At 69.0% G+C, this 23,529-nt stretch carries 30 protein-coding genes and 1 pseudogene; 20 read left to right on the top strand and 11 right to left on the bottom strand.

Translation table 11 applies throughout. From position 1 onward, the window contains the following. Nucleotides 1-158, top strand: a pseudogene (locus EPL04_RS19255) (bifunctional sugar-1-phosphate nucleotidylyltransferase/acetyltransferase); the annotation flags it as partial. 21 nt (nucleotides 159-179) lie between these two features. On the opposite strand, the gene EPL04_RS16125 reads toward EPL04_RS19255, so the two are convergent. The 4 genes from EPL04_RS16125 to EPL04_RS16105 all read right to left on the bottom strand — a co-directional run bounded on the left by EPL04_RS16125 (nucleotide 180) and on the right by EPL04_RS16105 (nucleotide 2,897). Next, nucleotides 180-623 (bottom strand): DCC1-like thiol-disulfide oxidoreductase family protein, encoded by a 444-nt coding sequence (locus EPL04_RS16125; protein ID WP_134672217.1) that lies wholly within the window; start codon nucleotides 621-623, stop codon nucleotides 180-182. Nucleotides 624-671: 48 nt separating this feature from the next. Then, nucleotides 672-1,034: a 2Fe-2S iron-sulfur cluster-binding protein gene (locus tag EPL04_RS16120; RefSeq protein ID WP_134672216.1), complete on the bottom strand. Its 363-nt coding sequence runs from the start codon at nucleotides 1,032-1,034 to the stop codon at nucleotides 672-674. 127 nt (nucleotides 1,035-1,161) lie between these two features. Then, nucleotides 1,162-1,821: a DNA protection during starvation protein gene (dps, locus tag EPL04_RS16115; RefSeq protein ID WP_134672215.1), complete on the bottom strand. Its 660-nt coding sequence runs from the start codon at nucleotides 1,819-1,821 to the stop codon at nucleotides 1,162-1,164. Between the two features lie 323 nt (nucleotides 1,822-2,144). Beyond that, a complete protein-coding gene (locus EPL04_RS16105) occupies nucleotides 2,145-2,897 on the bottom strand; it encodes a 3-oxoacyl-ACP reductase family protein (protein ID WP_134672214.1) in 753 nt (250 codons plus the stop codon). A gap of 61 nt (nucleotides 2,898-2,958) precedes the next feature. Here EPL04_RS16105 and EPL04_RS16100 point away from each other — a divergent pair, with 61 nt between their 5' ends. From EPL04_RS16100 to EPL04_RS16035, 15 genes are all read left to right on the top strand, one after another. After that, entirely contained in the window at nucleotides 2,959-3,519 is a 561-nt protein-coding gene (locus tag EPL04_RS16100; RefSeq protein WP_134672213.1) for a DUF2391 domain-containing protein, read from the top strand. Nucleotides 3,520-3,628: 109 nt separating this feature from the next. Then, a complete protein-coding gene (locus EPL04_RS18885) occupies nucleotides 3,629-3,784 on the top strand; it encodes a hypothetical protein (protein ID WP_167599501.1) in 156 nt (51 codons plus the stop codon). Nucleotides 3,785-3,909: 125 nt separating this feature from the next. After that, nucleotides 3,910-4,362, top strand: coding sequence for a ferritin-like domain-containing protein (locus EPL04_RS16095; protein WP_134672212.1), 453 nt, complete (start codon nucleotides 3,910-3,912; stop codon nucleotides 4,360-4,362). Nucleotides 4,363-4,398: 36 nt separating this feature from the next. After that, entirely contained in the window at nucleotides 4,399-4,860 is a 462-nt protein-coding gene (locus tag EPL04_RS19460) for a hypothetical protein (protein ID WP_209019646.1), read from the top strand. Nucleotides 4,861-5,021: 161 nt separating this feature from the next. Then, nucleotides 5,022-5,414: a hypothetical protein gene (locus EPL04_RS16085; protein ID WP_134672211.1), complete on the top strand. Its 393-nt coding sequence runs from the start codon at nucleotides 5,022-5,024 to the stop codon at nucleotides 5,412-5,414. Nucleotides 5,415-5,478: 64 nt separating this feature from the next. Next, nucleotides 5,479-5,661, top strand: a complete 183-nt coding sequence (locus tag EPL04_RS16080) for a DUF1918 domain-containing protein (RefSeq protein ID WP_134672210.1) — start codon at nucleotides 5,479-5,481, stop codon at nucleotides 5,659-5,661. A 34-nt stretch (nucleotides 5,662-5,695) separates the two neighbouring features. Next, the gene (locus EPL04_RS16075) at nucleotides 5,696-6,121 is read left to right on the top strand and encodes an RNA-binding protein (RefSeq protein WP_134672209.1); all 426 of its coding nucleotides are present in this window, start codon (nucleotides 5,696-5,698) and stop codon (nucleotides 6,119-6,121) included. A 230-nt stretch (nucleotides 6,122-6,351) separates the two neighbouring features. Continuing rightward, nucleotides 6,352-7,590 (top strand): LeuA family protein, encoded by a 1,239-nt coding sequence (locus tag EPL04_RS16070; RefSeq protein ID WP_134672208.1) that lies wholly within the window; start codon nucleotides 6,352-6,354, stop codon nucleotides 7,588-7,590. Nucleotides 7,591-7,972: 382 nt separating this feature from the next. Next, nucleotides 7,973-9,760 (top strand): biosynthetic-type acetolactate synthase large subunit, encoded by a 1,788-nt coding sequence (gene ilvB / locus EPL04_RS16065; protein WP_134672207.1) that lies wholly within the window; start codon nucleotides 7,973-7,975, stop codon nucleotides 9,758-9,760. After that, nucleotides 9,757-10,425 (top strand): acetolactate synthase small subunit, encoded by a 669-nt coding sequence (gene ilvN, locus EPL04_RS16060; protein WP_134672206.1) that lies wholly within the window; start codon nucleotides 9,757-9,759, stop codon nucleotides 10,423-10,425. Before ilvB ends, ilvN begins: the two co-directional genes overlap by 4 nt. After that, a complete protein-coding gene (gene ilvC, locus EPL04_RS16055; protein ID WP_134672205.1) occupies nucleotides 10,418-11,473 on the top strand; it encodes a ketol-acid reductoisomerase in 1,056 nt (351 codons plus the stop codon). Before ilvN ends, ilvC begins: the two co-directional genes overlap by 8 nt. Further along, entirely contained in the window at nucleotides 11,466-11,747 is a 282-nt protein-coding gene (locus EPL04_RS16050; RefSeq protein WP_134672204.1) for a hypothetical protein, read from the top strand. The genes ilvC and EPL04_RS16050 overlap by 8 nt, the downstream gene beginning before the upstream one ends. Before the next feature lie 67 nt (nucleotides 11,748-11,814). Beyond that, nucleotides 11,815-13,236 (top strand): 3-isopropylmalate dehydratase large subunit, encoded by a 1,422-nt coding sequence (gene leuC / locus EPL04_RS16045; RefSeq protein WP_134672203.1) that lies wholly within the window; start codon nucleotides 11,815-11,817, stop codon nucleotides 13,234-13,236. Continuing rightward, a complete protein-coding gene (gene leuD / locus EPL04_RS16040; protein WP_134672202.1) occupies nucleotides 13,233-13,859 on the top strand; it encodes a 3-isopropylmalate dehydratase small subunit in 627 nt (208 codons plus the stop codon). Before leuC ends, leuD begins: the two co-directional genes overlap by 4 nt. Next, nucleotides 13,856-14,848, top strand: coding sequence for an isocitrate/isopropylmalate dehydrogenase family protein (locus tag EPL04_RS16035; protein WP_134672201.1), 993 nt, complete (start codon nucleotides 13,856-13,858; stop codon nucleotides 14,846-14,848). The genes leuD and EPL04_RS16035 overlap by 4 nt, the downstream gene beginning before the upstream one ends. A gap of 22 nt (nucleotides 14,849-14,870) precedes the next feature. Here the strand turns inward: EPL04_RS16035 and EPL04_RS16030 are convergent, their stop codons facing one another. Then, a complete protein-coding gene (locus tag EPL04_RS16030) occupies nucleotides 14,871-15,104 on the bottom strand; it encodes a DUF7563 family protein (RefSeq protein ID WP_134672200.1) in 234 nt (77 codons plus the stop codon). Between the two features lie 218 nt (nucleotides 15,105-15,322). On the opposite strand from EPL04_RS16030, the gene EPL04_RS18880 reads away from it, so the two are divergent. After that, nucleotides 15,323-15,472 carry a DUF7557 family protein gene (locus tag EPL04_RS18880; protein ID WP_167599500.1) on the top strand — a complete coding sequence of 50 codons (150 nt, stop codon included), beginning with the start codon at nucleotides 15,323-15,325 and terminating at the stop codon, nucleotides 15,470-15,472. On the opposite strand, the gene EPL04_RS16025 is transcribed toward EPL04_RS18880, so the two are convergent. The 4 genes from EPL04_RS16025 to EPL04_RS16010 form a co-directional block, all read right to left on the bottom strand. Continuing rightward, nucleotides 15,451-16,059, bottom strand: a complete 609-nt coding sequence (locus tag EPL04_RS16025) for a protein sorting system archaetidylserine decarboxylase (RefSeq protein WP_134672199.1) — start codon at nucleotides 16,057-16,059, stop codon at nucleotides 15,451-15,453. The two genes, EPL04_RS18880 and EPL04_RS16025, sit on opposite strands and share 22 nt — an antisense overlap. Next, nucleotides 16,060-16,518, bottom strand: coding sequence for a DUF5799 family protein (locus EPL04_RS16020; protein ID WP_134672198.1), 459 nt, complete (start codon nucleotides 16,516-16,518; stop codon nucleotides 16,060-16,062). Between the two features lie 142 nt (nucleotides 16,519-16,660). After that, nucleotides 16,661-17,056: an OsmC family protein gene (locus tag EPL04_RS16015; RefSeq protein WP_134672197.1), complete on the bottom strand. Its 396-nt coding sequence runs from the start codon at nucleotides 17,054-17,056 to the stop codon at nucleotides 16,661-16,663. Between the two features lie 74 nt (nucleotides 17,057-17,130). Then, nucleotides 17,131-17,856 (bottom strand): metal-dependent hydrolase, encoded by a 726-nt coding sequence (locus EPL04_RS16010; protein WP_134672196.1) that lies wholly within the window; start codon nucleotides 17,854-17,856, stop codon nucleotides 17,131-17,133. Between the two features lie 120 nt (nucleotides 17,857-17,976). On the opposite strand from EPL04_RS16010, the gene EPL04_RS16005 reads away from it, so the two are divergent. Continuing rightward, a complete protein-coding gene (locus EPL04_RS16005; protein WP_134672195.1) occupies nucleotides 17,977-18,522 on the top strand; it encodes a gluconate 2-dehydrogenase subunit 3 family protein in 546 nt (181 codons plus the stop codon). Further along, nucleotides 18,519-20,150: a GMC family oxidoreductase gene (locus tag EPL04_RS16000; protein ID WP_134672194.1), complete on the top strand. Its 1,632-nt coding sequence runs from the start codon at nucleotides 18,519-18,521 to the stop codon at nucleotides 20,148-20,150. Before EPL04_RS16005 ends, EPL04_RS16000 begins: the two co-directional genes overlap by 4 nt. On the opposite strand, the gene EPL04_RS15995 is transcribed toward EPL04_RS16000, so the two are convergent. Both EPL04_RS15995 and EPL04_RS15990 read right to left on the bottom strand, forming a co-directional pair. Then, nucleotides 20,147-21,019, bottom strand: coding sequence for a DUF4349 domain-containing protein (locus tag EPL04_RS15995; RefSeq protein ID WP_134672193.1), 873 nt, complete (start codon nucleotides 21,017-21,019; stop codon nucleotides 20,147-20,149). The two genes, EPL04_RS16000 and EPL04_RS15995, sit on opposite strands and share 4 nt — an antisense overlap. A gap of 93 nt (nucleotides 21,020-21,112) precedes the next feature. Next, nucleotides 21,113-22,078 (bottom strand): TIGR03557 family F420-dependent LLM class oxidoreductase, encoded by a 966-nt coding sequence (locus EPL04_RS15990; protein ID WP_134672192.1) that lies wholly within the window; start codon nucleotides 22,076-22,078, stop codon nucleotides 21,113-21,115. Nucleotides 22,079-22,215: 137 nt separating this feature from the next. Between EPL04_RS15990 and EPL04_RS15985 the strand changes: the two genes are divergently transcribed. Beyond that, nucleotides 22,216-23,523, top strand: a complete 1,308-nt coding sequence (locus EPL04_RS15985) for an acetamidase/formamidase family protein (protein WP_134672191.1) — start codon at nucleotides 22,216-22,218, stop codon at nucleotides 23,521-23,523. Nucleotides 23,524-23,529 lie beyond the last annotated feature (6 nt).

Here is a 23,529-nt window from a genome sequence, read left to right as displayed (position 1 = left end):
CGGTGAAAGGCGAGCGGGTGTCGACGGGGCGCCGGAAGTTCGGGGTGGTGGCTGGCGACGGGGCCAAGACCGCGATCAACACCAGCCTGAACGCCGGGGTGAAGCTGTCGGCCGGCGCCACCACCGCACCCGGCGAGACCCTCACTCGCGATCGGTGATCGGAGTCGCGAGCGCACCTCTCAGTCGGGGTCGCCGACCTCGGTCACCTTCGCGGTGTGCCACGCGTTCGCCGCGAGGTCGTCGAACGCGCCGCGGGCGGCCGGGCCCATCGCGAACTCGCCGTGGTAGGCGTCGGGCTCGCCCGCCGCGCCGGTCGCGGTCCGGACCGCGTCGGCGATCGACTCGTAGTTGTCGCCGATCACGTCGCCGATCAGGACGGGCAGGCCCGCGCGCTCACAGAGCTCCCGGGCGGCCTCGCGACCGACGTACACCCGATCGGCCGGCCGGTCGGCGAAGACGAGCGCGAACGGCGTTTCGCCGAACTGGGCGTCGAGGAACGAGCGGGCTGACTCCTCGCCCCACGCGATGGCGCCGACGCCGTCGAGTCGCCGGAGCGCCGAGGCGGCCGCCGAGCAGAACGGACACTCCCCGTCGTAGACGAGCACGGCCTGATAGTCGGACATGCGCGTGCGTACGACCTCGGGGGACAAAAGCGGAGTCGCCGGCTGTCCTCAGCGTTTCGATCGGCCCGGGGGTTCGTCGATCGCCGCCCGATGGTCCAGCATCTCGTCGTACTGACACGCCCGGATCCGCAGGTCCGACTCGGGCGTGGCGGTGCAGGGCAGGATGAGATCGGCCTCGGCGTCGGCCTCGAAGTAGCGCCGGGCGTCCGACTGGTCGACCTCGCCCGCCAGCAGTTCGGCGGCGCAAGTGGTACACCACCCCTGCTGGCAGTCCGCTGGGAGCCAGACGCCGGCGTCGCGGGCGGCCGCGAGGACGTACTCGGAGTCGGCGACGTCGAGTTCGACCGTCTCGCCGGCCGCGGCCGCGTCGCAGTCTTCGGGAACTTCGATGACGACGCTGTAGGTACTCACGCGCTCGGATACCGGACAAACGCGGATGAAAGTGTCGGCCGGAGCGTGCCGGCGTCGGCCGGCCGGCGACCGTCGATCCCGGCGGTCGGTCGGCGGATTCGGACTCCGGCGAGGCGCCTCCGAGCCGTCAGGCCGAGTCGTTGATCCGGCGGTTCGTCGAGTACGGCGCGTCGCCGGGTTCGCCCCGGACGAAGTGGCCCGCGGGATTGATCTCGCCGTCGCGCTCCATGCTGAGGAGCTCGATGAACCACGCCTCGTGTTCGACCTCCTCCTGGAGGATGCGACTCGCCATGTCGTAGGTCCGCGGGTCCTTCCCGTGGGTCATGTCGCAGATCTCGCTCCAGGTCCGGATCGCACACCGTTCGGCCTCGAGCAGGACTTCGAGGATGCCCTCGGCGTCGAGCTGTGAGAGGTCCGGCGTCTCGCCCTCGAACGGCACCGGGAGTTCGGCGTGCGGACACGACGCCCGCCCCATGAAATCGCCGATGTCGCCGGGCAGGCTCCCCCCGAGTTCGTACACCCGGGGCGCGACGAGCTCGAAGTGTGCGCGGTCTTCGAGCCGGGCGTCCTCGGTGATCTCCTTGTAGTCTTCGTGGCCCGCGAGATGCATCCGGAGATTCGTGTAGTAGTAGTACGTGCTGAACTCCGCGCCGATCGCGTCGATGAGCCGCTCGCGGAGTTCCTCCGGGTCGAGCCCGCGCTCGCGAAGCGCCTCCATCCCCACGCGCTTGTCGGTCGATCCCGGTTCGACGCTGCCTGAACCGTGCCGTCGGTCGTCGTCTGCCATGTGTTCTCCCCCGACGCACGGCACGACTCAGACGCCCTTAATGGTTCTTCCCAGCGAGGAAACACGAGTCGACGGGCGCGAGGAGTTCGAGACGGCGTCCGGTCGGGGTCGGGACACGTCGTGTGCGCCGAATTCGGGCCGTGAAAAACGCTTAACTGCGCTCCGGCGGCCCCGAGACGGTCGGCGCCGGGTGCGAGACCGTCGACGTGTCGGTCGGCGACCGCGCCGAGGGCGCCCTCACGGTCACACTCTCGCGACCCGACGCCCGAAACGCGCTCGACGCCTACCTCGAAGACCGCGAGCCAGAGTGCGACGAGAGGTGATCAGCGCATCAGTTCGCCGCCGTTGACGTTGAGCGTCTCGCCGGTGACGAACCCGGCGTCACGGAGGTACGCCACCGCGTCGGCGATGTCGGCCGGCTGGCCGTAGCGCTCGACCGGGATCGCCGCCAGTTCGTCTTCTTTCTCGTCTTCGGTCCGGTCGGCGGTCATGTCGGTCTCGACGTGGCCCGGCGCGACCGCGTTGACCCGGATCTCGGGCGCGAAGTCGCCGGCGTGGCTCTTGGTCAGCCCGAGCAGGCCGGCCTTCGAGGCGGCGTAGTGGCACTCGACCGGCGCGCCGGTGTACGCCAGAATCGAGGAGACGTTCGCCACCGACGGCGTCGGGGCGTCGTCGGCCTCCCGGTCGGCGGCCTCCCGGAGGTGGGGCAGGGCGGCTTTCGTCACGTTGAACGCGCCGTTGACGTTGGTGTCCATCACCTGATCGAAGTCCTCGGGCGAGAGCGACTCGGTGTAGACGTGCTGGTCGACGCCCGCGTTGTTCACGACGTGATCGAGCCCGCCGAACGCCGAGACGGCCTCCGCGACGAGGTCGTCGGCGTCGGCCGGGTCGCCGACGTCCGCCCGAACCGCGATCGCGTCGGCGTCGGTCTCGGTCTCGATGCGGTCGAGGACCGACCGCGCTCGGTCGCCGCTCTGTACGTAGTTGACAGCGACGTCGTAGCCGTCGCGTGCGAACCGCTCGGCGATCGCCTTCCCGATGCCTCGCGAGGAGCCGGTGACGAGTGCTGCTGGCATACCGACACCCGGGGTCCCCGGGACCTTGACGCTTATGTCTGATCGGCGTCACTGACCAGACGTGACCGACCCCGATCGGACCTCCGACGCCGACCTCGAGGACCTGCTCGACGAACTCGAAGAGCTAGAGGACGCCGTCGACGACCCCCACGAGCGCGAGCAGGTCAGGGAGACGATCCGGGTCGCCCGTCGGGTCCAGCCGTCCGCGTTCGGCCGGGTCATCCGGGGGTTCGACCGCCACGACGCCGCCGAGGCGCTGGTCGGGAGCGTCGTGTTCGGCATCCCCATGCTGGTCGAAGGCGGGACGCTCGAAATCGGGGAGTTCGTCGCGGCGAACCCGACCTCGCTGGTCGTCACCCTCGCCGGTGCCGTCGGCATCGTGATCGGACTCCTCTACGTCGCCGAGATCCAGCAGGTCGAGATCCACCGGCCGCTGTTCGGCGTGATTCCCAGACGCCTCGCCGGGGTGCTGGGGATCTCGTTTCTCACGGCGACCGCGACCATGACGGTCTGGGGCCGGGTCGACTGGGCCGAGCCGTGGCTCGCGGTGTGTCAGGTGAGCGTGACGTTCACCGCGATGGCGATCGGGGCCGCGCTCGGCGACATTCTGCCGGGGTCGTGAGTCGAGTTCGGCAAATTCGGAAGCGTCGCGGGCCGTACCCGGGGGACACAAAGTATATCAGCGTGGTGCGGGTAATGGTATCTGTTCCCATAGTGGTTCGTGGTGACGCATGATAGAATGTCCACACTGCGGTTCCGAACTGAATCGGCGGACTAACTCCCAGACACAGCGGAACGGCGACCCCCTCGGACGCAAGAGCCCGGGCTCGGAACTGGTGTCGTGTCCGGACTGCGACGGCGTGATCGACGGCTTCTCCCCGCACTGATCACCGAGCGCCCGTTTTCTCGTCGAGTACTACCGTCGAGCCCGGCCCGTCGCGGGACCGGTATCGCCGATCTCGGGGGGGCGCCGCCACAACAATAAGGAGCGTGAAGCCGTATACAGTGACGCATGACGAACGAAGAGATCACGCGCCTGCTCAAGAAGGCGTACAGCGACGAGATAGAGACGGTGATGAACTACCTCACGAACTCCATCGTGCTCGAAGGGGTCAGCGCCGAGGAGGTCAAAGAGAGCCTCGAAACCGACATTCAGGAGGAGCTTGGCCACGCCGAGCAGCTCGGCAACCGACTCAAACAACTCGACGAGCGCCCGCCGGCCTCCTACGACTTCGAGGCGCGCCAGGAGAGCCTCCAGCCCCCAGAGGACTCGACGGACGTGCTCTCGGTCATCAACGGCGTGCTCGACGCCGAAGAGGACGCCATCGAGACGTACCGGGACCTCGTCGACGCCGCGACCGACGGCGACGACCCGGTGACCGAGGACCTCGCGGTCACGATCCTGAGCGACGAGGAGGCCCACCGGACGGAGTTTCGGGGGTTCCGCCGCGAGTATCAGGACTGAGGACGCGACCGGCGGGCCGGCGGCCTTTTTTCGGCGGTGTCACTCCAGAGCGCGTTCGCGCCACGCCACCAGATCCGCCCGATCGCGGGTATCCTCCGGGAGTTCGTCGAACCACCCGGCGTGGGTGATCTCGCCGTCGGGGTCCGAGACTGTCGGCCGGGCCGACTCCGCGCGGGCTTCGAACAGCGGAAGCGCGCCCCCCGTCGCGTGGTCCTCCCACTCGATGTCGACCCGTATCGACAGCGCGACCCCGTCGAACTCGGCGTCGACGCCCGCCTCCTCGCCGAGTTCGCGCTCGGCGAGCGTCCGGAACCGCCGCCGGGAGACCCGACGCCGGTGGGTCCGTTCGAGGAAGTCCTCGTGGGCCTCGGTCAGTCGGTGGTGGACGCGCTCGGCGCGCTGGTCGGCCCGGTCGCGAGATACCAGAGGTCGTCGACCGTCGTCATCGGTCGGGCGGTCGGGACGAGACGACTGGAACCGGGCGGCCGAACGGAGTGAGCGGAACGCTCAGATGCCGATTGTACCCCGAGAGACCGAATAAGTCTTCGGTCACCCGGACGAAAGAATGGGCGCAGTTCGGCGCGATCGAGGGCCCTCGGAGCGGCCCCGAGCCGCGAGCAGGCCCAACGCTTTTGATAGCTTGCGGAGTCTGTGTAGACGTGCGAAACGGTGCGATCCTCCTCGGCGGACTCGCGCAGGCGGTGGTCGTCGGGGTCCTCCTCGTGGTAATCCGGCCGCCGATGGCGGTCTACGCCGCGACCCCGGCGGTCGCCGGCGCGGTCGGCGGGCTCGCCAGCGATCGGTTCCAGTCGGAGTACGTCGACTCGGGCGGTGCAGGACTGGTCGGCGGGTTGCTGTCGCTCGTGGTCGTCGGGGCGGTCTCGTGGCGGAACTTGGCCGCGCTCCCGCGGGCGGTCCAGATCGACCTGACGCTGCTGACGGTGGTGTGGAGCTTCGTGGCGCTCGCGTTCCTGTTGCCGGCCTGTCTGTTCGTCAGCGTGCTGGTCGGGCAGTTCGGCGTCGTCTTGCGGGAGACGCTGTCGGCCCAGTGAATCGTCGGGCGGCGTCGCGGTCGAAATCGAGCCGCTTTTACCCCGCGCCGGGTTACTCGAAGCCATGAGCTTCGACAAGGAAGACCGCGTCGTGTTGCACGACGAACACAGCGACTACGACGGGCAGGAAGGCGAAATCACGCAGGTCATGGACACGATGTTCGGCGACAGCACGTACACCGTGAGCTTCGAGGACGGCCAGGAGACCGGCATCCCCGAGGACTCGCTGGAAGCCGCCGAGGAGTAACGACTTTTTCACTCCCCGGTACGTACGCCTCCCAATGGCAGAAGTCCCGTTCCACTACGTCGATCTGCGCGCGTTCTGCTACGCCACCGAAGACGACAAGCGCGTCGAGCAGGCGCTCCGGACGTTCCTCCCCGAGGAGATCGAGATCGAGCGCGCCGAGAGCGAGGGCCACCACGGCGACCGCATCGTGGTGCTGTCCTCGCGGGTCGAGACCGCCGACGAGATGCGCCACGTCCTCTCGAAAGTGGCGGAGCTCCCGGACGCAGAGAGACTGCTCTCGGAACTCGACGAGCGAGTCGACGACAACTGCTCGCTTTTCTTGCGGTTCGACAAACAGGCGGCCTACCGCGGGGAGATCGCGCTCGGGGAGGGCATCACGTTCCGTGCGAAAGTCGAGGCCTACCCCGCCGAGAAGGCGGCCGCGGTCGAGAACGCCCGCGAGGCACTCTCGGCGCTGTGAGGGCGGACGATCGGGGACTTCGGCCCGGTTCGGGACGCCGTCGCTCGACGGTCGGGTGAGGGCGATAGCCGTCACCTCCGGTTCGTGAGTATAAGGTCCCTTAATCAAACATAGTGTCTTAGATGACGTTGACGTCTTGCGGTTTTGCTCGCGACGAGCGCGATCGGCGACTCGAATCGTCGGGTCGCGATCTGTCGCAGCGGTACGCTTAAATAGGAGAGTGGCCCGAGATAGGAGTACAATGTCCGACAACGACATGTCCTCCTCCGGTACCAGCCGGGGGGATCGAGTTCTTCGAGGGCACGTTAGCTTCCACTACTGACGTCGACTCCGCGCGGGTCTTCGATACGACCCTGCGCGACGGTGAACAGGCACCGCGGACGTCTTTCTCCTACGACGAGAAACGCGCCATCGCCGCGACCTTGGACGACATGGGTACCCACGTAATCGAGGCTGGGTTCCCGGTCAACTCCGACGCCGAGTTCGAGGCCGTCAGCGACATCGCCGCGAGCACGAACACGACCGTCTGCGGGCTGGCCCGCGTGGTCGACAAGGACGTGGAGGCCGCACTCGACTCCGGCGTCGAGATGGTCCACGTCTTCGCCTCGACCAGCGACGTCCAGCTGGAAGACTCCATGCACGCCACCCGCGAGGAGGTCGTCGAGCGCTCGGTCGCGGCGGTCGAGCGCGTCACGGAGGCGGGCGCGACAGCGATGTTCTCGCCGATGGACGCCACCCGAACCGACGAGGACTACCTCGCCGAGGTGGTCGAGGCGGTCTCGGAGGCGGGCGTCGACTGGATCAACATCCCCGACACCTGCGGGGTCGCCACGCCGGCGCGGTTCGCCGAACTGGTGACGACGGTCGACGAGCACACCGACGCGCGCATCGACGTCCACACCCACGACGACTTCGGGATGGCGTCGGCGAACGCAGTCGCCGGCTTCGAGGCCGGCGCCGATCAGGCGCAGGTCTCGGTCAACGGGATCGGCGAGCGCGCGGGCAACGCGGCCTACGAGGAGGTCGTGATGACCGTCGAGAGCGTCTACGGCGTCGACACCGGTATCGACACGACCCGGATCACCGAGCTGTCGCGGGCGGTCGAGGAGTACAGCGACGTCCCGGTGCCCGCCAACAAGCCGATCGTCGGCGACAACGCGTTCGCCCACGAGAGCGGCATCCACGCCGCGGGCGTCATCGAGAACTCAGACACCTTCGAGCCGGGCGTGATGACTCCCGAGATGGTGGGGGCAACGCGGGAGTTCGTCCTGGGCAAACACACCGGAACGAACTCGGTCCGCAAGCGACTGGAGGACTCGGGCTTCGAGCCGACCGACGACGAGGTCCGGGAGATCACCCGCCGGGTGAAAGACTACGGCGCCGAAAAGAACCGCGTCACGACGACCGACCTCGAACGGTTCGCCCGCGAGGCCGGCGTCGCCCGCGAGGAAACGGAGGTCAGCGCCTGATGGCGCCTCGCCGGTTCGCCCCCGTCCGACAGCCGCGCGCGGCGGTCGCCGTCGTTCCGGCGGGTCGCCGGCCCGGCGTGGCAACCCCGCGCGCTTCGGGCAACCGTTGCCGAGCGGGCAAGAGTTATTACAGTGGGGCCCGGTACCATTCGACTACAGATGCGACGGTCACTCGCCACTCGGCCGCTGGCCCGCACGGGGAGCGGCGTGGCCGTCGAGCGCGTGATTATTGTAGGGGCTTGAGCCCCTACTACACCTCTTTTCCGACCCGACTCGCCGCATCGATTCCGAACAGCACGCCGCGCGCTCGACAGATGAATTCGACACACGACGCCAGAACCCAGACGTATCGCACACAGCCAACCCCGGAGGTGAGCCGACCGTGAGCGACCCGGTCAGCCCATCGTTCGACGCCGAAACCGAAGCCGAAGCCGAGTTAGAGCCAGAGCCCGGCGAGGACCCGTCGGCGACCGACGCCGAGCCGGGTCGGACCGGCGCCCACTCGGTCGTCGCGGCGCTCGAAAACGCCGGCGCGGAGGCCATGTTCGGCGTGCAGGGCGGTGCGATCATGCCCGTCTACGACGCGCTGTACGACTCGGACCTGCGCCACGTCATGATGGCCCACGAGCAGGCCGCGGCTCACGCCGCCGACGCCTACGGCATCGTCTCGGGCACGCCGGGGGTCTGTCTGGCGACCTCCGGACCGGGCGCGACCAACCTCGTGACCGGGATCGCGGACGCCGACATGGACTCGGACCCGATGGTCGCGCTCACCGGGCAGGTGCCGACAGACTTCGTGGGCAACGACGCCTTCCAGGAGACCGACACCACCGGCGTCACCGCCCCGATCACGAAGACGAACTACTTCGCCGACCACGCCGACACGGTCGGCGACACCGTTGGGGAGGCGTTCGCCTACGCCGCCGCGGGGCGACCGGGCCCGACGCTGGTCGACCTCCCCAAGGACGTGACCCAAGACGAGACCGCGGTCGAGCCCGGGGACGCGACCGTCCCGGACACCTACGACCCCCAGACTGAGGCCGACGACGAGGCGGTCGCCGAGGCGGCCCGACGGCTCGAACGCGCCGAAAAGCCCGTCGTCCTCGTCGGCGGCGGCGTCATCAAGGGCGACGCCACCGAGGAGTTGCGGGCGTTCGCCCGCGAGTACGAGATCCCGGTCGCGACCTCGATGCCCGCGGTCGGCGCGTTCCCCGAGGACGACGACCTCTCGCTGGAGATGGTCGGGATGCACGGCACCGGCTACGCCAACATGGCGACGACCCACTGTGACGTGATGCTCGCGGTCGGCACCCGGTTCGACGACCGGCTCACCGGCGGGGTCGACACGTTCGCGCCCGAGGCCGAGGTGCTCCACGTCGACATCGACCCCGCGGAGATCTCGAAGAACGTCACGGCCGACGTGGCGCTGATCGGCGACGCCGCCACCGTCCTCGACCAACTCGACGCCGAGATGGAGCGGGCCCCTGACTGCCGAGAGTGGCGCTCGCAGTGCTGGACGTGGAAGAGCGAGTACCCGATGGACTACGCCACGCCCGACGACGAGCCCCTCAAGCCCCAGTTCGTCGTGGAGGCGTTCGACGAGGCGACCGGCGACGACACCATCGTCACCACCGGCGTCGGCCAACACCAGATGTGGGCGGTCCAGTACTGGACGTACACCGAACCCCGGACGTGGGTCTCCTCTCACGGGCTCGGGACGATGGGCTACGGCCTGCCCGCGGCCATCGGCGCGAAGTTCGCCGCCGACGACGACCAGCAGGTCGTCTGCTTCGAGGGCGACGGCTCGTTTTTGATGACGATGCAGGAGCTGTCGGTCGCGGTCCGCGAGAACCTCGACATCACCGTCGCGGTGCTCAACAACGAGTACATCGGGATGGTCCGACAGTGGCAAGACGCCTTCTACGACGGCCGCCACTCGGCCTCGGAGTACAACTGGTGCCCCGAGTTCGAACCCCTCGCCGAGGCGTTCGGCGCGCAGGGCTTTACCGTCTCGGACTACGACGAGGTGGCCGACACCGTCGAGGCCGCGCTGGCCTACGACGGCCCGTCGGTCGTCGACGTCCGCATCGACCCCGCGGAGAACGTCTACCCGATGGTCCCGAGCGGCGGGGCAAACGGGAAGTTCGCCCTCTCGGAGGACCAGCTATGACCGAAGGCCTCCAAGGTCCGGCGCCCGACGAGCGCCCGCACCCGGACGGTCGGCGCACCAAGCAGGGAACCCGGATCGACCCCGAGGTCGAGGCCGAGCAGGACACCCGGACCGCGGTCGTCTCCGCGCTGGTCGAACACGAGCCCGGCGTGCTCGCGAAGGTCTCCGGGCTGTTCTCCCGGCGCCAGTTCAACATCGAGAGCCTGACGGTCGGACCGACCACCGTCGAGGGCAACGCCCGGATCACGCTCGTGGTCGAGGAGACCGACGACGGCATCGACCAGGTCAAAAAGCAGGTCGAGAAGCTCCGGCCCGTGATCCAGGTCGGCGAGCTCGACGACGACGCGGTCTGTGCCGAACTCGTGGTCCTGAAAGTCCGGGGCGACGAGCCCGACAAGGTCCACGCGATCACCCAGATGTACGAGGGCCAGACCCTCGACGCCGGCCCGCGGACCATCACGGTCCAGATCACCGGCGACCAGCAGAAGATCGACGACGCGGTCGACGCGTTCCGGCAGTTCGGCATCATCGAGATCGCCCGGACCGGCCAGACCGCGCTCGCCCGCGGCGACACGCCGACGACGCCCGGCGAGGAGCCGGGCCACGAGAAAGCCGCCGAGAAGACGAGAAAAGACGACACCCGAACCGGAACATACGATGACTGACGAATTCGACACCGAGATCTACTACGACGACGACGCGAACAGCGCGAAGATAGACGACCGGACCGTAGCCGTACTCGGCTACGGGAGCCAGGGCCACGCCCACGCCCAGAACCTCGCCGACAGCGGGGTCGACGTGGTCGTGGGGCTCCGCGAGAGCTCCGCGTCGCGGAGCGCCGCGGAGGCCGACGGGCTCCGCGTGGCGACGCCGGCCGACGCCGCCGCCGAGGCCGACGTGGTCTCGGTGCTGGTGCCCGACACGGTCCAGCCCGCGGTGTACGACGACATCGAAGACGGGCTGGAACCCGGCGACACCCTCCAGTTCGCCCACGGCTTCAACATCCACTACGGCCAGATCGAGCCGCCCGAGGACGTCGACGTGACCATGGTCGCGCCCAAGTCCCCGGGCCACCTCGTCCGGCGCAACTACGAGAACGACGAGGGGACCCCGGGCCTGCTGGCGGTGTATCAGGACGCGACCGGCGAGGCCAAGTCCGAGGCGCTGGCGTACGCGAAGGCCATCGGCTGTACGCGCGCGGGCGTCGTCGAGACCACGTTCCGCGAGGAGACCGAGACCGACCTGTTCGGCGAGCAGGCGGTGCTCTGTGGCGGCGTCACCGAGCTCATCAAGACCGGCTACGAGACGCTTGTCGACGCTGGCTACTCGCCGGAGATGGCGTACTTCGAGTGTCTCAACGAGATGAAGCTCATCGTCGATCTGATGTACGAGGGCGGGATGCGCGAGATGTGGGACTCGGTGTCGGACACCGCCGAGTACGGCGGGCTGACTCAGGGCCCCGAGATCATCGACGAGAACGTGCGCCAGAACATGGAGGAGACGCTCGAAGGCGTCCAGAACGGCGAGTTCGCCCGCGAGTGGATCGTCGAGAATCAGGCCGGCCGACCGGCCTACCACCAGCACAAGCAACGCGACATCGAACACGAGATCGAGGACGTCGGCGCCGAGCTCCGCGACCTGTTCGCGTGGAGCGAAGACGAGGAGACGGCCGACGAGGAGACCGAACAGGAGCGAGTGAGCGCAGATGACTGACACACACACCACGGACCGATCGATGCGAGACGTGAGCCACACCCACCCGTACGGCGACCACGGCGCGGTGAACCGACCGTTCGAGCGCGGCCCGATCGTCGTCGCGGACGGCGGCGAGAGAGTCGACGAGTCCGAATCCGCCGACGACGAGGAGCGATCCGAATCGCCCGAGAAGATGAAAGACGTCGACCACACCCCGCCGCGGGACGCCGAGAGCGCGAATCGGGTCTTCGAGCGCGGCGGAGCCGAAGAGCCCGTAGAGTCCGAAGAATGAACGTACGATCCGCTTTTCCGGTCGCAACGGCGAACAGCCGACGGCGTCCCACGGCGGAGGGGTCCCGATGAGCGAGGGGACCCTCTACGACAAGGTGTGGGACCGCCACAAGGTGACCACGCTCCCGACCGGACAGGACCAGCTGTTCGTCGGGCTCCACCTCGTCCACGAGGTGACAAGCCCGCAGGCGTTCGGGATGCTTCGGGAGCGCGACATGGAGGTCGCGTATCCCGAGCGCACCCACGCGACCGTCGACCACATCGTCCCGACCGACGACCTCGACCGGCCCTTCGAGGGGGCGGCCGAGGAGATGATGTCCCAACTGGAGGAGAACGTCCGGGAGGCCGGCATCGAGTTCTCGCATCCCGGTACCGGCGATCAGGGCATCGTCCACGTCATCGGCCCGGAGCAGGGGCTCACCCAGCCCGGCATGACGGTCGTCTGTGGCGACAGCCACACCTCCACGCACGGCGCGTTCGGCGCGCTGGCGTTCGGGATCGGCACCTCCCAGATCCGGGACGTGCTGGCGACCGGTACCGTGGCGATGGAGAAAAAAGACGTCCGACGCGTCCGGGTCGACGGCGAGCTCGGCGAGGGCGTCGAGGCCAAGGACGTGATCCTGGAGATCATCCGCCGGCTCGGCACCGACGGCGGCGTCGGCTACGTTTACGAGTACGCCGGCGAGGCGATCCGGAACCTCGACATGGAGGGCCGGATGAGCATCTGCAACATGTCGATCGAGGGCGGCGCCCGCGCGGGCTACGTCGAGCCCGACGAGACCACCTACGAGTGGCTCCGGGAGACCGACGCCTTCGAAGACGACCCCGAGCGCTTCGAGGAGCTCAAGCCCTACTGGGAGTCGATCGCGTCGGACGACGACGCCGAGTACGACGACGAGGTCGTCATCGACGGCTCCGCGCTCGACCCCGTGGTGACGTGGGGCACCACGCCCGGACAGGGCGTGGGGATCGACGACCCGATCCCCGCCCCGGAAGACCTCCCCGAGGACAAACAAGATACCGCCCGGCGCGCACAGGAGCACATGCGCGTCGAACCCGGCGAGACGATGGCGGGCTACCCGATCGACGTCGCCTTCCTGGGCTCGTGCACCAACGCGCGGCTCCCGGACCTCCGGCGGGCCGCCCGCGTGGTCGCGGGCCGGGAGGTCCACGACGACGTGCGCGCGATGGTCGTGCCCGGCAGTCAGCGCGTGAAGGCCGCCGCCGAGCGCGAGGGCCTCGACGAGGTGTTCCGCGAGGCCGGCTTCGACTGGCGGGGCGCGGGCTGTTCGATGTGTCTCGGGATGAACCCCGACCAGCTCGAGGGCGACGAGGCGTGTGCCTCCTCGTCGAACCGCAACTTCGTGGGCCGACAGGGGAGCAAGGAGGGCCGGACGGTGCTGATGAACCCCCGGATGGTCGCCGCGGCCGCGATCGAGGGCGAGGTCACGGACGTCCGCGACCTCCCCGAGACGGAGGTGAAAGCATGACCGAGGACGTCGAGACCGTCGAGCGAGTCACCGGGACGGGCGTGCCCGTCCGGGGCAACGACATCGACACCGATCAGATCATCCCCGCCCGGTTCCTGAAAGTCGTCACCTTCGACGGGCTGGGCCAGTTCGTCTTCCAGGACGTGCGGTTCACCGACGACGACGAGCCGAAAGACCACCCGTTCAACGAGGATCGGTTCCGCGACGCCTCGATCCTCGTGGTCAACGCCAACTTCGGCTGTGGCTCCTCGCGCGAGCACGCCCCGCAGGCGCTCAAGCGGTGGGGCATCGACGCCGTCGTCGGCGAGAGCTTCGCGGAGATCTTCGCGGGCAACTGCCTCGCGTTGGGGGTGCCGACCGTGACCGCGGATCAGGCGGAGATCGAGGCGCTTCAGGAGTTCGTCGACGAGAACCCCGACGCCGAGATCGACGTCGACGTGGACGACGAGACCGTCTCGTACGGCGACCGCGAGATCGACGCGACCGTCGACGACGCCCAGCGCCGGGCGCTCGTCGAGGGCGTCTGGGACACGACCGCGCTGATGAAATCGAACGCCGAGGCGGTCGCGGAGACCGCCGCGAGCCTGCCGTACATCGAGGCCGGCGCGGGAGGCGACGCGTGACCGAGACGATCGCGGTCGTGCCCGGCGACGGCATCGGCCGGGAGGTCACCCCCGCGGCCCGCGAAGTGCTTGCGGCGGTCGATCCGGACTTCGAGTTCGAGACGGCCGAGGCGGGCGACGAGGTGGCCGAAGAGACCGGCGAACCGCTCCCCGACGCGACCCGCGACCTCGTCGCGAGCGCGGACGCGACGCTGTTTGGCGCCGCCGGGGAGACCGCCGCGGACGTGATCTTGCCGCTCCGGCGCGCGGTCGAGTCGTTCGCCAACGTCCGGCCCGTCCGGGCGTACCCCGGCACCGACGCGCTCCACCCCGACACCGATCTGGTCTTCGTCCGCGAGAACACCGAAGGCGTCTACGCGGGCCACGAGACCGAGATTGCGCCGGGCGTAACGACCCTGACACGGGTCGTTACCGAGGCGGCGTCCGAGGAAATCGCGCGTTACGGCTTCGAGTACGCCGCCGATCGCGGGAAGAGCGTGACCATCGCTCACAAGGCGAACGTGATGCGGACGACCGACGGCCTGTTTCTGGAGACCGCCGAGGCGGTCGCCGACGAGTTCGACGTGCCCTACGACGACGCGCTGATGGACGCGCTGGCGATGCATCTGGTCCAGCACCCCGAGGAGTACGACGTAGTGGTGTGTCCGAACCTCGCGGGCGACGTGCTCTCGGACCTGGCGGCCGGTCTCGTCGGCGGACTCGGCCTGTTGCCGAGCGCGAACGTCGGCCCCGAGCGGGGCGTGTTCGAGCCGGTCCACGGCACCGCGCCAGACATCGCCGGCGACGGCGTCGCGAACCCGAGCGCCGCGATGCTGTCGGCCGCGCTCCTGTTAGAGTACCTCGGCCACGACCGGGCGGGCGAGCGGGTCCGAAGCGCGGTCGAACAGACGCTCTCGACCGGGCCCCACACGCCTGATCTGGGCGGGTCGGCGACGACGCGAGACGTGACTGACGCGGTGTTGGCGTCGCTCGCGGACTCGGAGAAGTAGACTGTTCTCGCGACCGGCGAAACTACCGGAGCGGCTCGCGCCCGCCGATGAGGTTGGTCGTATCGACTGTTTCGGCGCGCGCGCCGCCCTTCTTGACCTCGGTGGCTGTCATGCACTCGAGACAGCCGAACACTTCGTTGTGGTTGTTCCCGAAGACGCGCGCGAAGTCCCGCGTCACGAACGAACCGCAGCTCTGGCACCGGTTTTCCGCCATCGTGTCGTCGCCGTTGGTGAGTCTGTTGTCGGTCGTGGTCATGCGTAGCGATAGTTACACGCCACTAGAGGCACTTTGTTATCCAGTACCTACACCCCCGTAATCAACCGCTACCGCGACTGGTAACCGGCTGTTACGGTGCGTTCCGACGTTCCCCGGACTCCGGAAACAGCGATCATAATTTAAGTTCGCGATCGAGGAAAGCAGTAGGCTGGGACTTCCCCCGATTGCTTAACTGTGAAGACGGCCTACTCTCGGCGATGCCCGAGATCCAAGTCGACGCGGAAACGATCGAACGGCTCGACAGCCTCCAGACCGAGGACGAATCGTACGACGAACTCATCAACGAGCTCATCAACATCTACGAGGCCGAGGAGCTGACCCTGTTTCACAGCGGCGACGAGGTGTAGCGGGCGAGCACCGTCTCGCCCGCCCGGACGGCGTCGCCGCGTTCGACCGCGACGTCCGCGCGCTCGACCGACGCCGGCAGGAGCACGTCCGCGCGGCTCCCGAACGAGATGTGGCCGAGTCGGTCGCCGCGCCCGAGGCGGTCGCCGGCCTCGACGTAGGGGTGGATGCGGCGCGCGAACGCGCCGGCGATGAGCGTCACCTCGTGGTCGTCGAACCGGACGTGGACCTTCTCGTTGCGGTCCGACTCCTTGGTGAACGCCGGGCGATGCTTGCCCGGCTCGTGGTCGAGGGCCTCGACCTCGCCGCCGATTGGCGCGCGGTTGACGTGGACGTCGGTCACGTTCATGAACACGCCGACCCGGACCCGGTCGTCCTCCTCGCGGACGACCGACACGCGACCGTCGGCCGGCGCGAGGACGCCGTCGCCCGCGGGCGAGCGGTCCGGATCGCGGTGGAACGCGAGCACCGCCGCCGCCAGCGCGAGCGCCGCGAGGCTCCCGAGCGGCGAGACCACGACCGCCGGGACGGCGAGCGCGAGCGGGATCGCGGCGTAGCGCCACGCTCCCGGGGCGAATCGTCGCCTCATCTACCGGCTCGCGGTCTCGCGGACCTGCTCCCACTTGCCCTGGGATTCGAGCCGCTGTTGGAGTTCCTCGGCGTACTCCTGGGCGAGTCGCTCGGCGGCCCGGAGCCGGTCGTCGTCGACGCCGCCTCCGCCGCCGCCGAGCCCGAGCGCATCCTTGACGGAGTCGAAGACTCCACCCCCGCCGGCGCTCGAACCGCCCCCGCCGCCACCGCCCATGGCGTCCATCTGCGAGCGGATGTTCTCCATCTCTGGCATCACCTGTTCGACCTTCGAGGTGTCGGCGACGATCCGGGCGGCCTCGGCGTCGCCGGGGTCCTCGATCTCGAACTCCACGGCGGTCATGACGAGGCCCCACTCCTGTCGGGAGAACTCCGAGTCCGCGACGCGCTGGGAGAACTCCTGATCTACCGCCATCCGGTCGCCGACGATGATGTCTTGCCAGCCGCCTCTGTCGGACATGTTCGAACCCTTGGATTGGGGGGCGTATCAGGGTTTTCCTGCCGGGCGAGCGCCGGCGCTCGGGTCCCCGTCTCGACCCGTGCTCGACCGGCGTCGGTCGAAGCCACCGCGACCGCCGAGAGAAGCGCGGACGGTCGCCGGCTCAGAACGCGTCGCCGTGGACGGTGACCTCCGCCTCCAGCGACTCCTTGACGGCGTCGCCGACCTTGCAGAGTTCGTCGGCGCGCTCGATTACCTTCTCGGCCTGCTCGTCGTCGACGTCGGCCTCGGTCTTGACGGCGAACGAGACCGCATCGAGCTTGTCGTCGTCGTTGAGCTCGCCCTCGATGTCGATCTCGATGCGGCCGAGCTCGCCGACGTCGCGCTGTTCGGCTCCGACGCGGAGCGCGGGGACGTAACACGAGCCGTAGGCCGCGAGCAGGCTCTCTAGGGTGTCGGGGGCCGACTCGCCGGTCGCGTCGATATCGACGCTGTAGTCGCGGATTTCGTTCTGCGCGGCGAAGCCTTCCTCCGAGATGCTGGTAACTTGTTTCGACATGCGCGTGAACCGACGGTCGCCACGTCCCTAAGTATTGCTCATCGGGCAGAAACGGTGGTCGGACGCCGGCGGGGCTACTCGTCGAGGTCGAGGGTCTCGTCGCCGTCGAGCACCGTCACCTCGGCGTCGCTCCCCGTCGCCGCGACCTCGCGGCTGAAGTCCTCGGGGTCCTGTTCGATCGGCGCGAACGTGTCGTAGTGGATCGGAACCGCGTGGTCGGCGTCGACCCAGTCGACCGCGAGGGCGGCCTGTGCCGGCCCCATCGTGAAGTGGTCGCCGATGGGGACCGCGGCGACGTCGGGTTCGAGGAACGGACCGATCACGTCGCGCATCTCGCTCATCAGCGAGGTGTCGCCCGCGTGGTAGAACGACTGGCTGTCGGCGTCCGAGACCTGCGTGGGCTTTGTGTCGCTGATCACGAAGCCGGCGGGCATCCCGCCGGTCGCGCCGTAGTCGGTGTCCATCCCGTTGGTGTGGTCGGCCCGGACCATCGTGACGAACGCCTCGCCGACCTCGACGGTGCCGCCGAGGTTCATTCCCATCCCCCCGACCGCGTCGAAGTCGCCGAACTCGTCGCGACAGTACGAGACGATTTCGGGGGTCGCGACGAGCGTCGTCCCCTCGTAGCGGTCCACGTCGCCGATGTGGTCGGCGTGGCCGTGCGTGAGCAGTACATAGTCTGGGTCGAGTTCCTCGGGGTCGGCGTCGGTCTTGGGGTTGTCGAAGAACGGGTCGACGAGCAGTTCCGTGCCGTCGACGTCGACGTGGAACGTCGAGTGGCCGTAGTAGGTGAGTTGCATGAGTGCGGGCGGACGTACGCACGGTTGACACTTAAATGATGCAGGCTATCCGGTCGGACGCCTCCGACCGTCGGGGAAAGTAGCAACGCCTAAGTTTTAGGTGTGCCTAATCCGTCTCGAATGGAACTGAGTCGCCGGGACGCGTTAGCCGCGCTCGCCGCGGGCGGCGTCACGGTCGGTGCGACCGCCGCGCTCGACGGTAACCCCTTCGACGGGGGCGACGAGCCCGCGCCCGACCGACCCTCGCCCGAAGAGCGCCTCGACGCGCTGGTCGCGGTCGCGGACGTCGTCTACCCCGCCGAGGTTTCAGGCGTCGAGGAGTTCGTCAGGCGGTACGCGCTCGGCCGGGTCGAAGACCGGGAGGGCTACCGAGACGGAATCGTCGACGCGCTCGACACCCTCGACGAGTACGCCCGGACGTGGCACGACGCCGACTTCCGGGCGCTCGACGCCGAGACCCGCGAGTCGGTCCTCGACCAGATGGCCGTCGACGACGCCGACCCCGACCCGGACGGCTCGGACCGCGAGCGGGTCCGCTACTACGCGGTCAACGAGCTGTTGTACGCCCTCTACACCTCCCCGACCGGGGGCGAACTGGTCGGCATCGAGAACCCGCAGGGCCACCCCGGCGGGGCGACGAGCTATCGGCGGGGGCCCGGCGAATGACCGACGGGACGACCCCCGACCGGACGCCCTCCGAGCGGGCGGACGTCTGCGTCGTCGGCGCCGGCCCGGCGGGCGCGCTGGTCGCCCACCGACTCGCCAGCGACGGTCGGGACGTCGTGATTCTCGAAGCCGGCGAGCGGTTCGACTTCGCGGACCGAACCGAACGGATGGAGCGGGCGATCCGACCCGCCCACCACCCACACTCGGTCTGGGAGATGGGCGGCGAGCGCGACGCCTACACCGCCGCCGGCGAGCGCTCCTACCCGCTGAACGCCGCGCGGGTCAAGGGCGTCGGCGGCACCACCCTCCACTGGCAGGGGATGGTGATGCGGTTTCGCGAGTCGGACTTCGAGCCGTGGCCGATCGACTACCGGGACCTCCGGCCGTACTACGCCGAGGCCGAGTCCCTGCTCGGGGTCGCGGGGGCCGACGACAACCCCTTCGGGCCGCCCCGCGAGGAGCCGTTTCCCCTGCCCGCCTTCGAGCCCTCCCACAGCGACTCCGTCTTCGCCGAGGCCTGCGAGCGCCTCGGCGTGGCGATGCACTCGGTGCCCAACGCGCGCAACTCCGAGGGGTACGACGGCCGGAGTGCGTGCGTCGGCTACGGCACCTGCAAGCCGGTGTGTCCCTCCGGCGCGAAGTACTCGGCCGACCACCACGTCGAGAGAGCCGAGTCCGAGGGGGCGCGGGTGATCGACCGCGCGCCGGTCCAGCGCCTCGAACACGACGCGGCTGGCGACCGGGTGACCGCGGCCGTCTACGCCGCGCCCGACGGTCGGACCCACCGACAGGAGGCCAGAGAGTTCGTGCTGGCGGCGGGCGGCGTCGAGACGCCGCGACTGCTCCTGCTGTCGGAGTCGTCGGCGTACCCCGACGGCCTCGCAAACTCCTCGGGCGCGGTCGGGCGGTACTTCATGGACCACCTGTTTGCGGGGATGGGCGGGACGATCGATCGGGAGACCCGCCAGAACCACGTCGGATTCATCACCAGCGAGTGCCACCAGTTCTACGACGACCCGACCCGGGGGACCGACGGACCGGCCGGCGGGGTCCCCGAGTGGTCGGGCGACGGCCCCGAGCCCGGGCCGCTCAAACTGGAGTTCCTGAACTACGCCGGGCCCTCGCCGGTCGAGACGGCGCTCGCCGGCGACGAGTGGGGCGACGACCTGCTCGACTCCCTCCGAGAGTCCTACGGCGACTCGATCGCGATGGGCGGGCTGGTCGGCCAGCGCCCTCGGAAGGAAAACCGGATCGCGCTGGACCGCTCGACCACCGACGACCACGGCAACCCCGTCCCCGAGATCCACTGGCAACTCGACGACCGCACCGAGGCGACCCTCCGGCGCGCGAACGAGATTCAGGCCGCGATCCTCGACGAGCTCGGCGTCGAGGTCTCGTGGACGGTCGGCCCAGAGGCCACCGGGCCGGCGTTCCACCACATGGGGACGACCCGGATGGGTCTCGACCCCGAGTCGAGCGTCGTGAACCCCCGGCTCCGGACCCACGACCTCCGGAACCTCGCGATCGCGTCGAGCGGCGTCTTCGTCACCAGCGGCGCGCTCAATCCGACGCTCACCATCGCGGCGCTCGCGCTGAAGGCCGCCGACCACGTCGACGAGCGCCTCTAGGCGAGTCGCCGCCAGCCCGCGACGAGCGCGACTGCCGGGAGTCCGAACGCGAGCGCGTACGGCGCGGCGTACGCCGTCCCGACAGCGAGCGCGCGCACGGCGACCCCGACCCCGTTCACCGATTCGAGGAACGCCGCGATCGGGCCGGTGTCGTACCACGCCGTCGGCTCGGTCGTCGGCGCCTCGGGGCGCTCCTCGGCCAGTTCGACGGTGATCGTCGAGTACCGGACCTGCCGTTCGAGCGCCTCGCGAGACGCCTCTGCGCGTTCGATCTCGGTCTGGACGTCCGAGAGCTCTCGCTGGACCGCGAGCACCGTCTCGGTGTCGTTAGCCGACTCGTAGAGCGTCCGGAGTCGGTCGCGCTCGGCCCGGAGGTTCTCCAATCGAGCGTCGAGATCGACTAGCCTGTCGGTCACGTCCGTCGTGTGCGTGCTCGCCGATCGGACCTCTCCCTCGGCCTTCACGCGGTCGAGGAGCGCCGAGTAGTTCTCTGCCGGCACCCGGAGAGTCAGTTCGCCGACGGTCCACCTCCGGTCGTCGCCGCGGACCCGCTCGGTGGCGTCGCCGACGAAGCCGCCGCGGCGCTCGGTCGCCGCGGTGAGGTTCGAACGGGCGGCGTCGAAGTCTCCGACGGTCAGCGACACCTCGCCGGTCCGGATCAGCGCCCGATCTCGGGACTGAGACGCGCTCCGATCGGCCGAGTCGCCCGACTCCGCGCCACCGCCGTCACCGCCCGCCGCCTGCGTCGCCTGATAGCTCGCGTTGGCCGCGCTCTCGGCCGCATCGCCGCCGCTCCCCGAACAGCCCGCGAGGACCACCAGCGAGGCGACGAGGAGCACGAGGGCCACCCGTTTTTTCGTGACTGACATGTCGCGAGACTGGACGCCCGACCGAAATAAGCGTCCGGGAGACTGAAACGGACGTTTCACCCACTGCTACGGGTCGGTCACGGGGACGGATCGCTATGCGAACTCCGGCACGACGTGGTCCTCGTAGACGTCGAAGAAGGCCTCCTGATCCGGCCCGATCTGGTGGACGTAGACGTGGTCGTACCCGGCGTCGACGAACTCTCGGACGCTGTCGACGTGGGTCTGCGGATCGGGGTCGGTGACGATGCTGTCGGCCGCCCGGACGTCGTCTTTCGAGACCAGTTCGGTCGCCTGCTCGAACAGTTCGGGGGTCTCCAGTTCGGTCGCCAACTGACCCGGCAGGAGGCTGTTGGGCCAGTACCGGTGGGCGGTCTCGACCGCCTCGTCCTCGTCGTCGGCGTAACACACCGTCAGTTGGCCGAACGCCGGCCCCTCGCCGCCCTCGTCCCGGAACGTCTCGACCACGTCCTGCGGGCCGACCGACCAGAAGCCGTCGCCGATCTCGGCGGCCTTCCGTGCGGTCCTCTCGCCGTACGCCGAGACGCAGATCGGCGGCGACTCCTCGGGCGTGGTGAACAGGCGGGCGTTCTCGACGGTGTAGTGGTCGCCGTAGTGGGTAACCGTCTCGCCCGACCAGAGTTTCCGGATCACCGCGACCGCCTCTTCGAGCATCTCCAGTCGGACGCGGTGGGTCGGCCAGTGGTCGCCGAGGACGTGCTCGTTGAGGTTCTCGCCGGTCCCGACTCCGAAGTAGAACTGCTGGCCGCCGTCCTCGAACATGTCGGCGACGGTCGCGGTCGCCTGCGCGACGATCGCGGGGTGGACCCGCACCGACGGACAGGTGACGCCGACCCCGACGTCGAGGCGCTCGGTCTCGCGGGCGACCCCGCCGAGAGTCGTCCAGACGAACGGCGCGTCGCCCTGCTCGCCGATCCAGGGGTGGAAGTGATCCGAGATCGAGACGAAGTCGAAGCCGACCGACTCGGCGCGGACGGCGTGATCGACGAGGTCGTTCGGCGGGTGTTCTTCGCTCGAAAGGGTGTATCCGAACTCGACCATAGAACGGCCACGCCCCACTGGTCAAAGAGCGCTGTGGCCCCCTCTCGCTCGATGCCATAACCGTTGGGGAAACCCCGAGAATAGTGAAATCGTGTCCACTGTTTAAGAGACTCTCGACCGAAGGAACACACGTACTCATGGCACAACACGAAATCCAGCAGGAACTGTCGGTCGATCAGTACACGCTCGGACTCGTCGGCCCGGACCAAGCGTGGGCCGGGGCGGTCGCCGACGGCGGCACCATCAGGACCCACACGCCGCCGGCGTGCTGGGGCCCGATGATCACGCCCGAGTTCAGGGGCGGCCACGAGGTCACCCGACCGGTCCGAGTCGAGAACGCCGAAGTCGGCGACGCGATCGCGCTGAAGATCCGCGACGTCGAGGTGACGAGCGTCGCGACGAGCACCGGGAGCATGGCCGAACGCGAGGACGCGTTCGGCGACGACCCCTTCGTCGATCACCGGTGTCCGGAGTGTGGCACCGAGTGGCCCGAGAGCGTGGTCGAGGGCACCGGCGAGGACGCGATCAGGTGCGCTGAGTGCGGCGCGAACGCCTCCTCGTTCGGGTTCGAGTACGGGTACACGGTCGCGTTCGACGACGACCGGACCGTCGGCCTGACCGTCGGCGAGGAGGGCGCCGACGACCTCGCGAACGACGCCGAAGGGGCGATGGCGCTACCGGATAACTCCCGCCAGCACCCGATCTTGCTCTACAAGCCCTCCGAGATCCCGGGGACGCTCGGGCACCTGCGGCCGTTCATCGGGAACGTCGGGACCACCCCGCCGATCGAGATGCCCGACTCCCACAACGCGGGGGACTTCGGGCAGTTCCTCATCGGCGCCGAGCACGACTGGGGGCTCGAAGACGAGGACGAACTCGCCGAGCGCACCGACGGCCACATGGACATCAACGCGGTCCGGGAGGGCGCGGTCCTGATCTGTCCGGTCAAAGTCGACGGCGGGGGCGTCTACGTCGGCGACCTCCACGCCAATCAGGGCGACGGGGAACTGTCGCTACACACCACCGACGTGAGCGGCCGGACGGAGATCGAGGTCGAGGTCATCAAGGACCTCGACATCGACGGCCCGGTGTTGTTGCCGAACGAGGAGGACCTGCCCCACATCAGCAAGCCCTACACCGACGAGGAGATCGAGACCGGCCGGCGACTCGCCGACCAGTACGGCGTCGACGAGGTCCGCGAGACCGGCCCGATCCAGGTGATCGGTAGCGGCGCGACGATCAACGAGGCGACCGAGAACGCCTTCGACCGGGCGGGGACGCTCCTCGACATGACCGAAGGCGAGGTCCGCGCGCGGTGTACGTTCACCGGCGGCGTCGAGGTGGGTCGGCTCCCGGGCGTCGTCCAGCTCGACATGCTGGCGCCGATGGACCGGCTCGAAGCCCGCGGGCTCGCCGAACACGTCCGGTCGCAGTACGACCTCTGAGCCGGC

Origin of the sequence: Halorussus marinus (assembly GCF_004521895.1) — an archaeon.
Taxonomy (GTDB): domain Archaea; phylum Halobacteriota; class Halobacteria; order Halobacteriales; family Haladaptataceae; genus Halorussus; species Halorussus marinus.
This window is presented reverse-complemented; position numbering and strand designations above follow the sequence as displayed.

Coding starts and splice junctions, on each gene's coding strand:
- EPL04_RS16075 (WP_134672209.1), top strand. CDS start 5,696: ATGGCAGAAGTCCCGTTCCACTACGTCGATCTGCGCGCGTTCTGCTAC.
- leuD (WP_134672202.1), top strand. CDS start 13,233: ATGACCGAGGACGTCGAGACCGTCGAGCGAGTCACCGGGACGGGCGTG.
- leuC (WP_134672203.1), top strand. CDS start 11,815: ATGAGCGAGGGGACCCTCTACGACAAGGTGTGGGACCGCCACAAGGTG.
- EPL04_RS16080 (WP_134672210.1), top strand. CDS start 5,479: ATGAGCTTCGACAAGGAAGACCGCGTCGTGTTGCACGACGAACACAGC.
- EPL04_RS16010 (WP_134672196.1), bottom strand. CDS start 17,856: ATGCAACTCACCTACTACGGCCACTCGACGTTCCACGTCGACGTCGAC.
- EPL04_RS16005 (WP_134672195.1), top strand. CDS start 17,977: ATGGAACTGAGTCGCCGGGACGCGTTAGCCGCGCTCGCCGCGGGCGGC.
- EPL04_RS16105 (WP_134672214.1), bottom strand. CDS start 2,897: ATGCCAGCAGCACTCGTCACCGGCTCCTCGCGAGGCATCGGGAAGGCG.
- EPL04_RS16000 (WP_134672194.1), top strand. CDS start 18,519: ATGACCGACGGGACGACCCCCGACCGGACGCCCTCCGAGCGGGCGGAC.
- ilvN (WP_134672206.1), top strand. CDS start 9,757: ATGACCGAAGGCCTCCAAGGTCCGGCGCCCGACGAGCGCCCGCACCCG.
- EPL04_RS16095 (WP_134672212.1), top strand. CDS start 3,910: ATGACGAACGAAGAGATCACGCGCCTGCTCAAGAAGGCGTACAGCGAC.
- EPL04_RS18880 (WP_167599500.1), top strand. CDS start 15,323: ATGCCCGAGATCCAAGTCGACGCGGAAACGATCGAACGGCTCGACAGC.
- EPL04_RS15995 (WP_134672193.1), bottom strand. CDS start 21,019: ATGTCAGTCACGAAAAAACGGGTGGCCCTCGTGCTCCTCGTCGCCTCG.
- dps (WP_134672215.1), bottom strand. CDS start 1,821: ATGGCAGACGACGACCGACGGCACGGTTCAGGCAGCGTCGAACCGGGA.
- EPL04_RS16125 (WP_134672217.1), bottom strand. CDS start 623: ATGTCCGACTATCAGGCCGTGCTCGTCTACGACGGGGAGTGTCCGTTC.
- ilvC (WP_134672205.1), top strand. CDS start 10,418: ATGACTGACGAATTCGACACCGAGATCTACTACGACGACGACGCGAAC.
- EPL04_RS16015 (WP_134672197.1), bottom strand. CDS start 17,056: ATGTCGAAACAAGTTACCAGCATCTCGGAGGAAGGCTTCGCCGCGCAG.
- EPL04_RS18885 (WP_167599501.1), top strand. CDS start 3,629: ATGATAGAATGTCCACACTGCGGTTCCGAACTGAATCGGCGGACTAAC.
- EPL04_RS16050 (WP_134672204.1), top strand. CDS start 11,466: ATGACTGACACACACACCACGGACCGATCGATGCGAGACGTGAGCCAC.
- EPL04_RS15990 (WP_134672192.1), bottom strand. CDS start 22,078: ATGGTCGAGTTCGGATACACCCTTTCGAGCGAAGAACACCCGCCGAAC.
- EPL04_RS15985 (WP_134672191.1), top strand. CDS start 22,216: ATGGCACAACACGAAATCCAGCAGGAACTGTCGGTCGATCAGTACACG.
- EPL04_RS16020 (WP_134672198.1), bottom strand. CDS start 16,518: ATGTCCGACAGAGGCGGCTGGCAAGACATCATCGTCGGCGACCGGATG.
- EPL04_RS16025 (WP_134672199.1), bottom strand. CDS start 16,059: ATGAGGCGACGATTCGCCCCGGGAGCGTGGCGCTACGCCGCGATCCCG.
- EPL04_RS16030 (WP_134672200.1), bottom strand. CDS start 15,104: ATGACCACGACCGACAACAGACTCACCAACGGCGACGACACGATGGCG.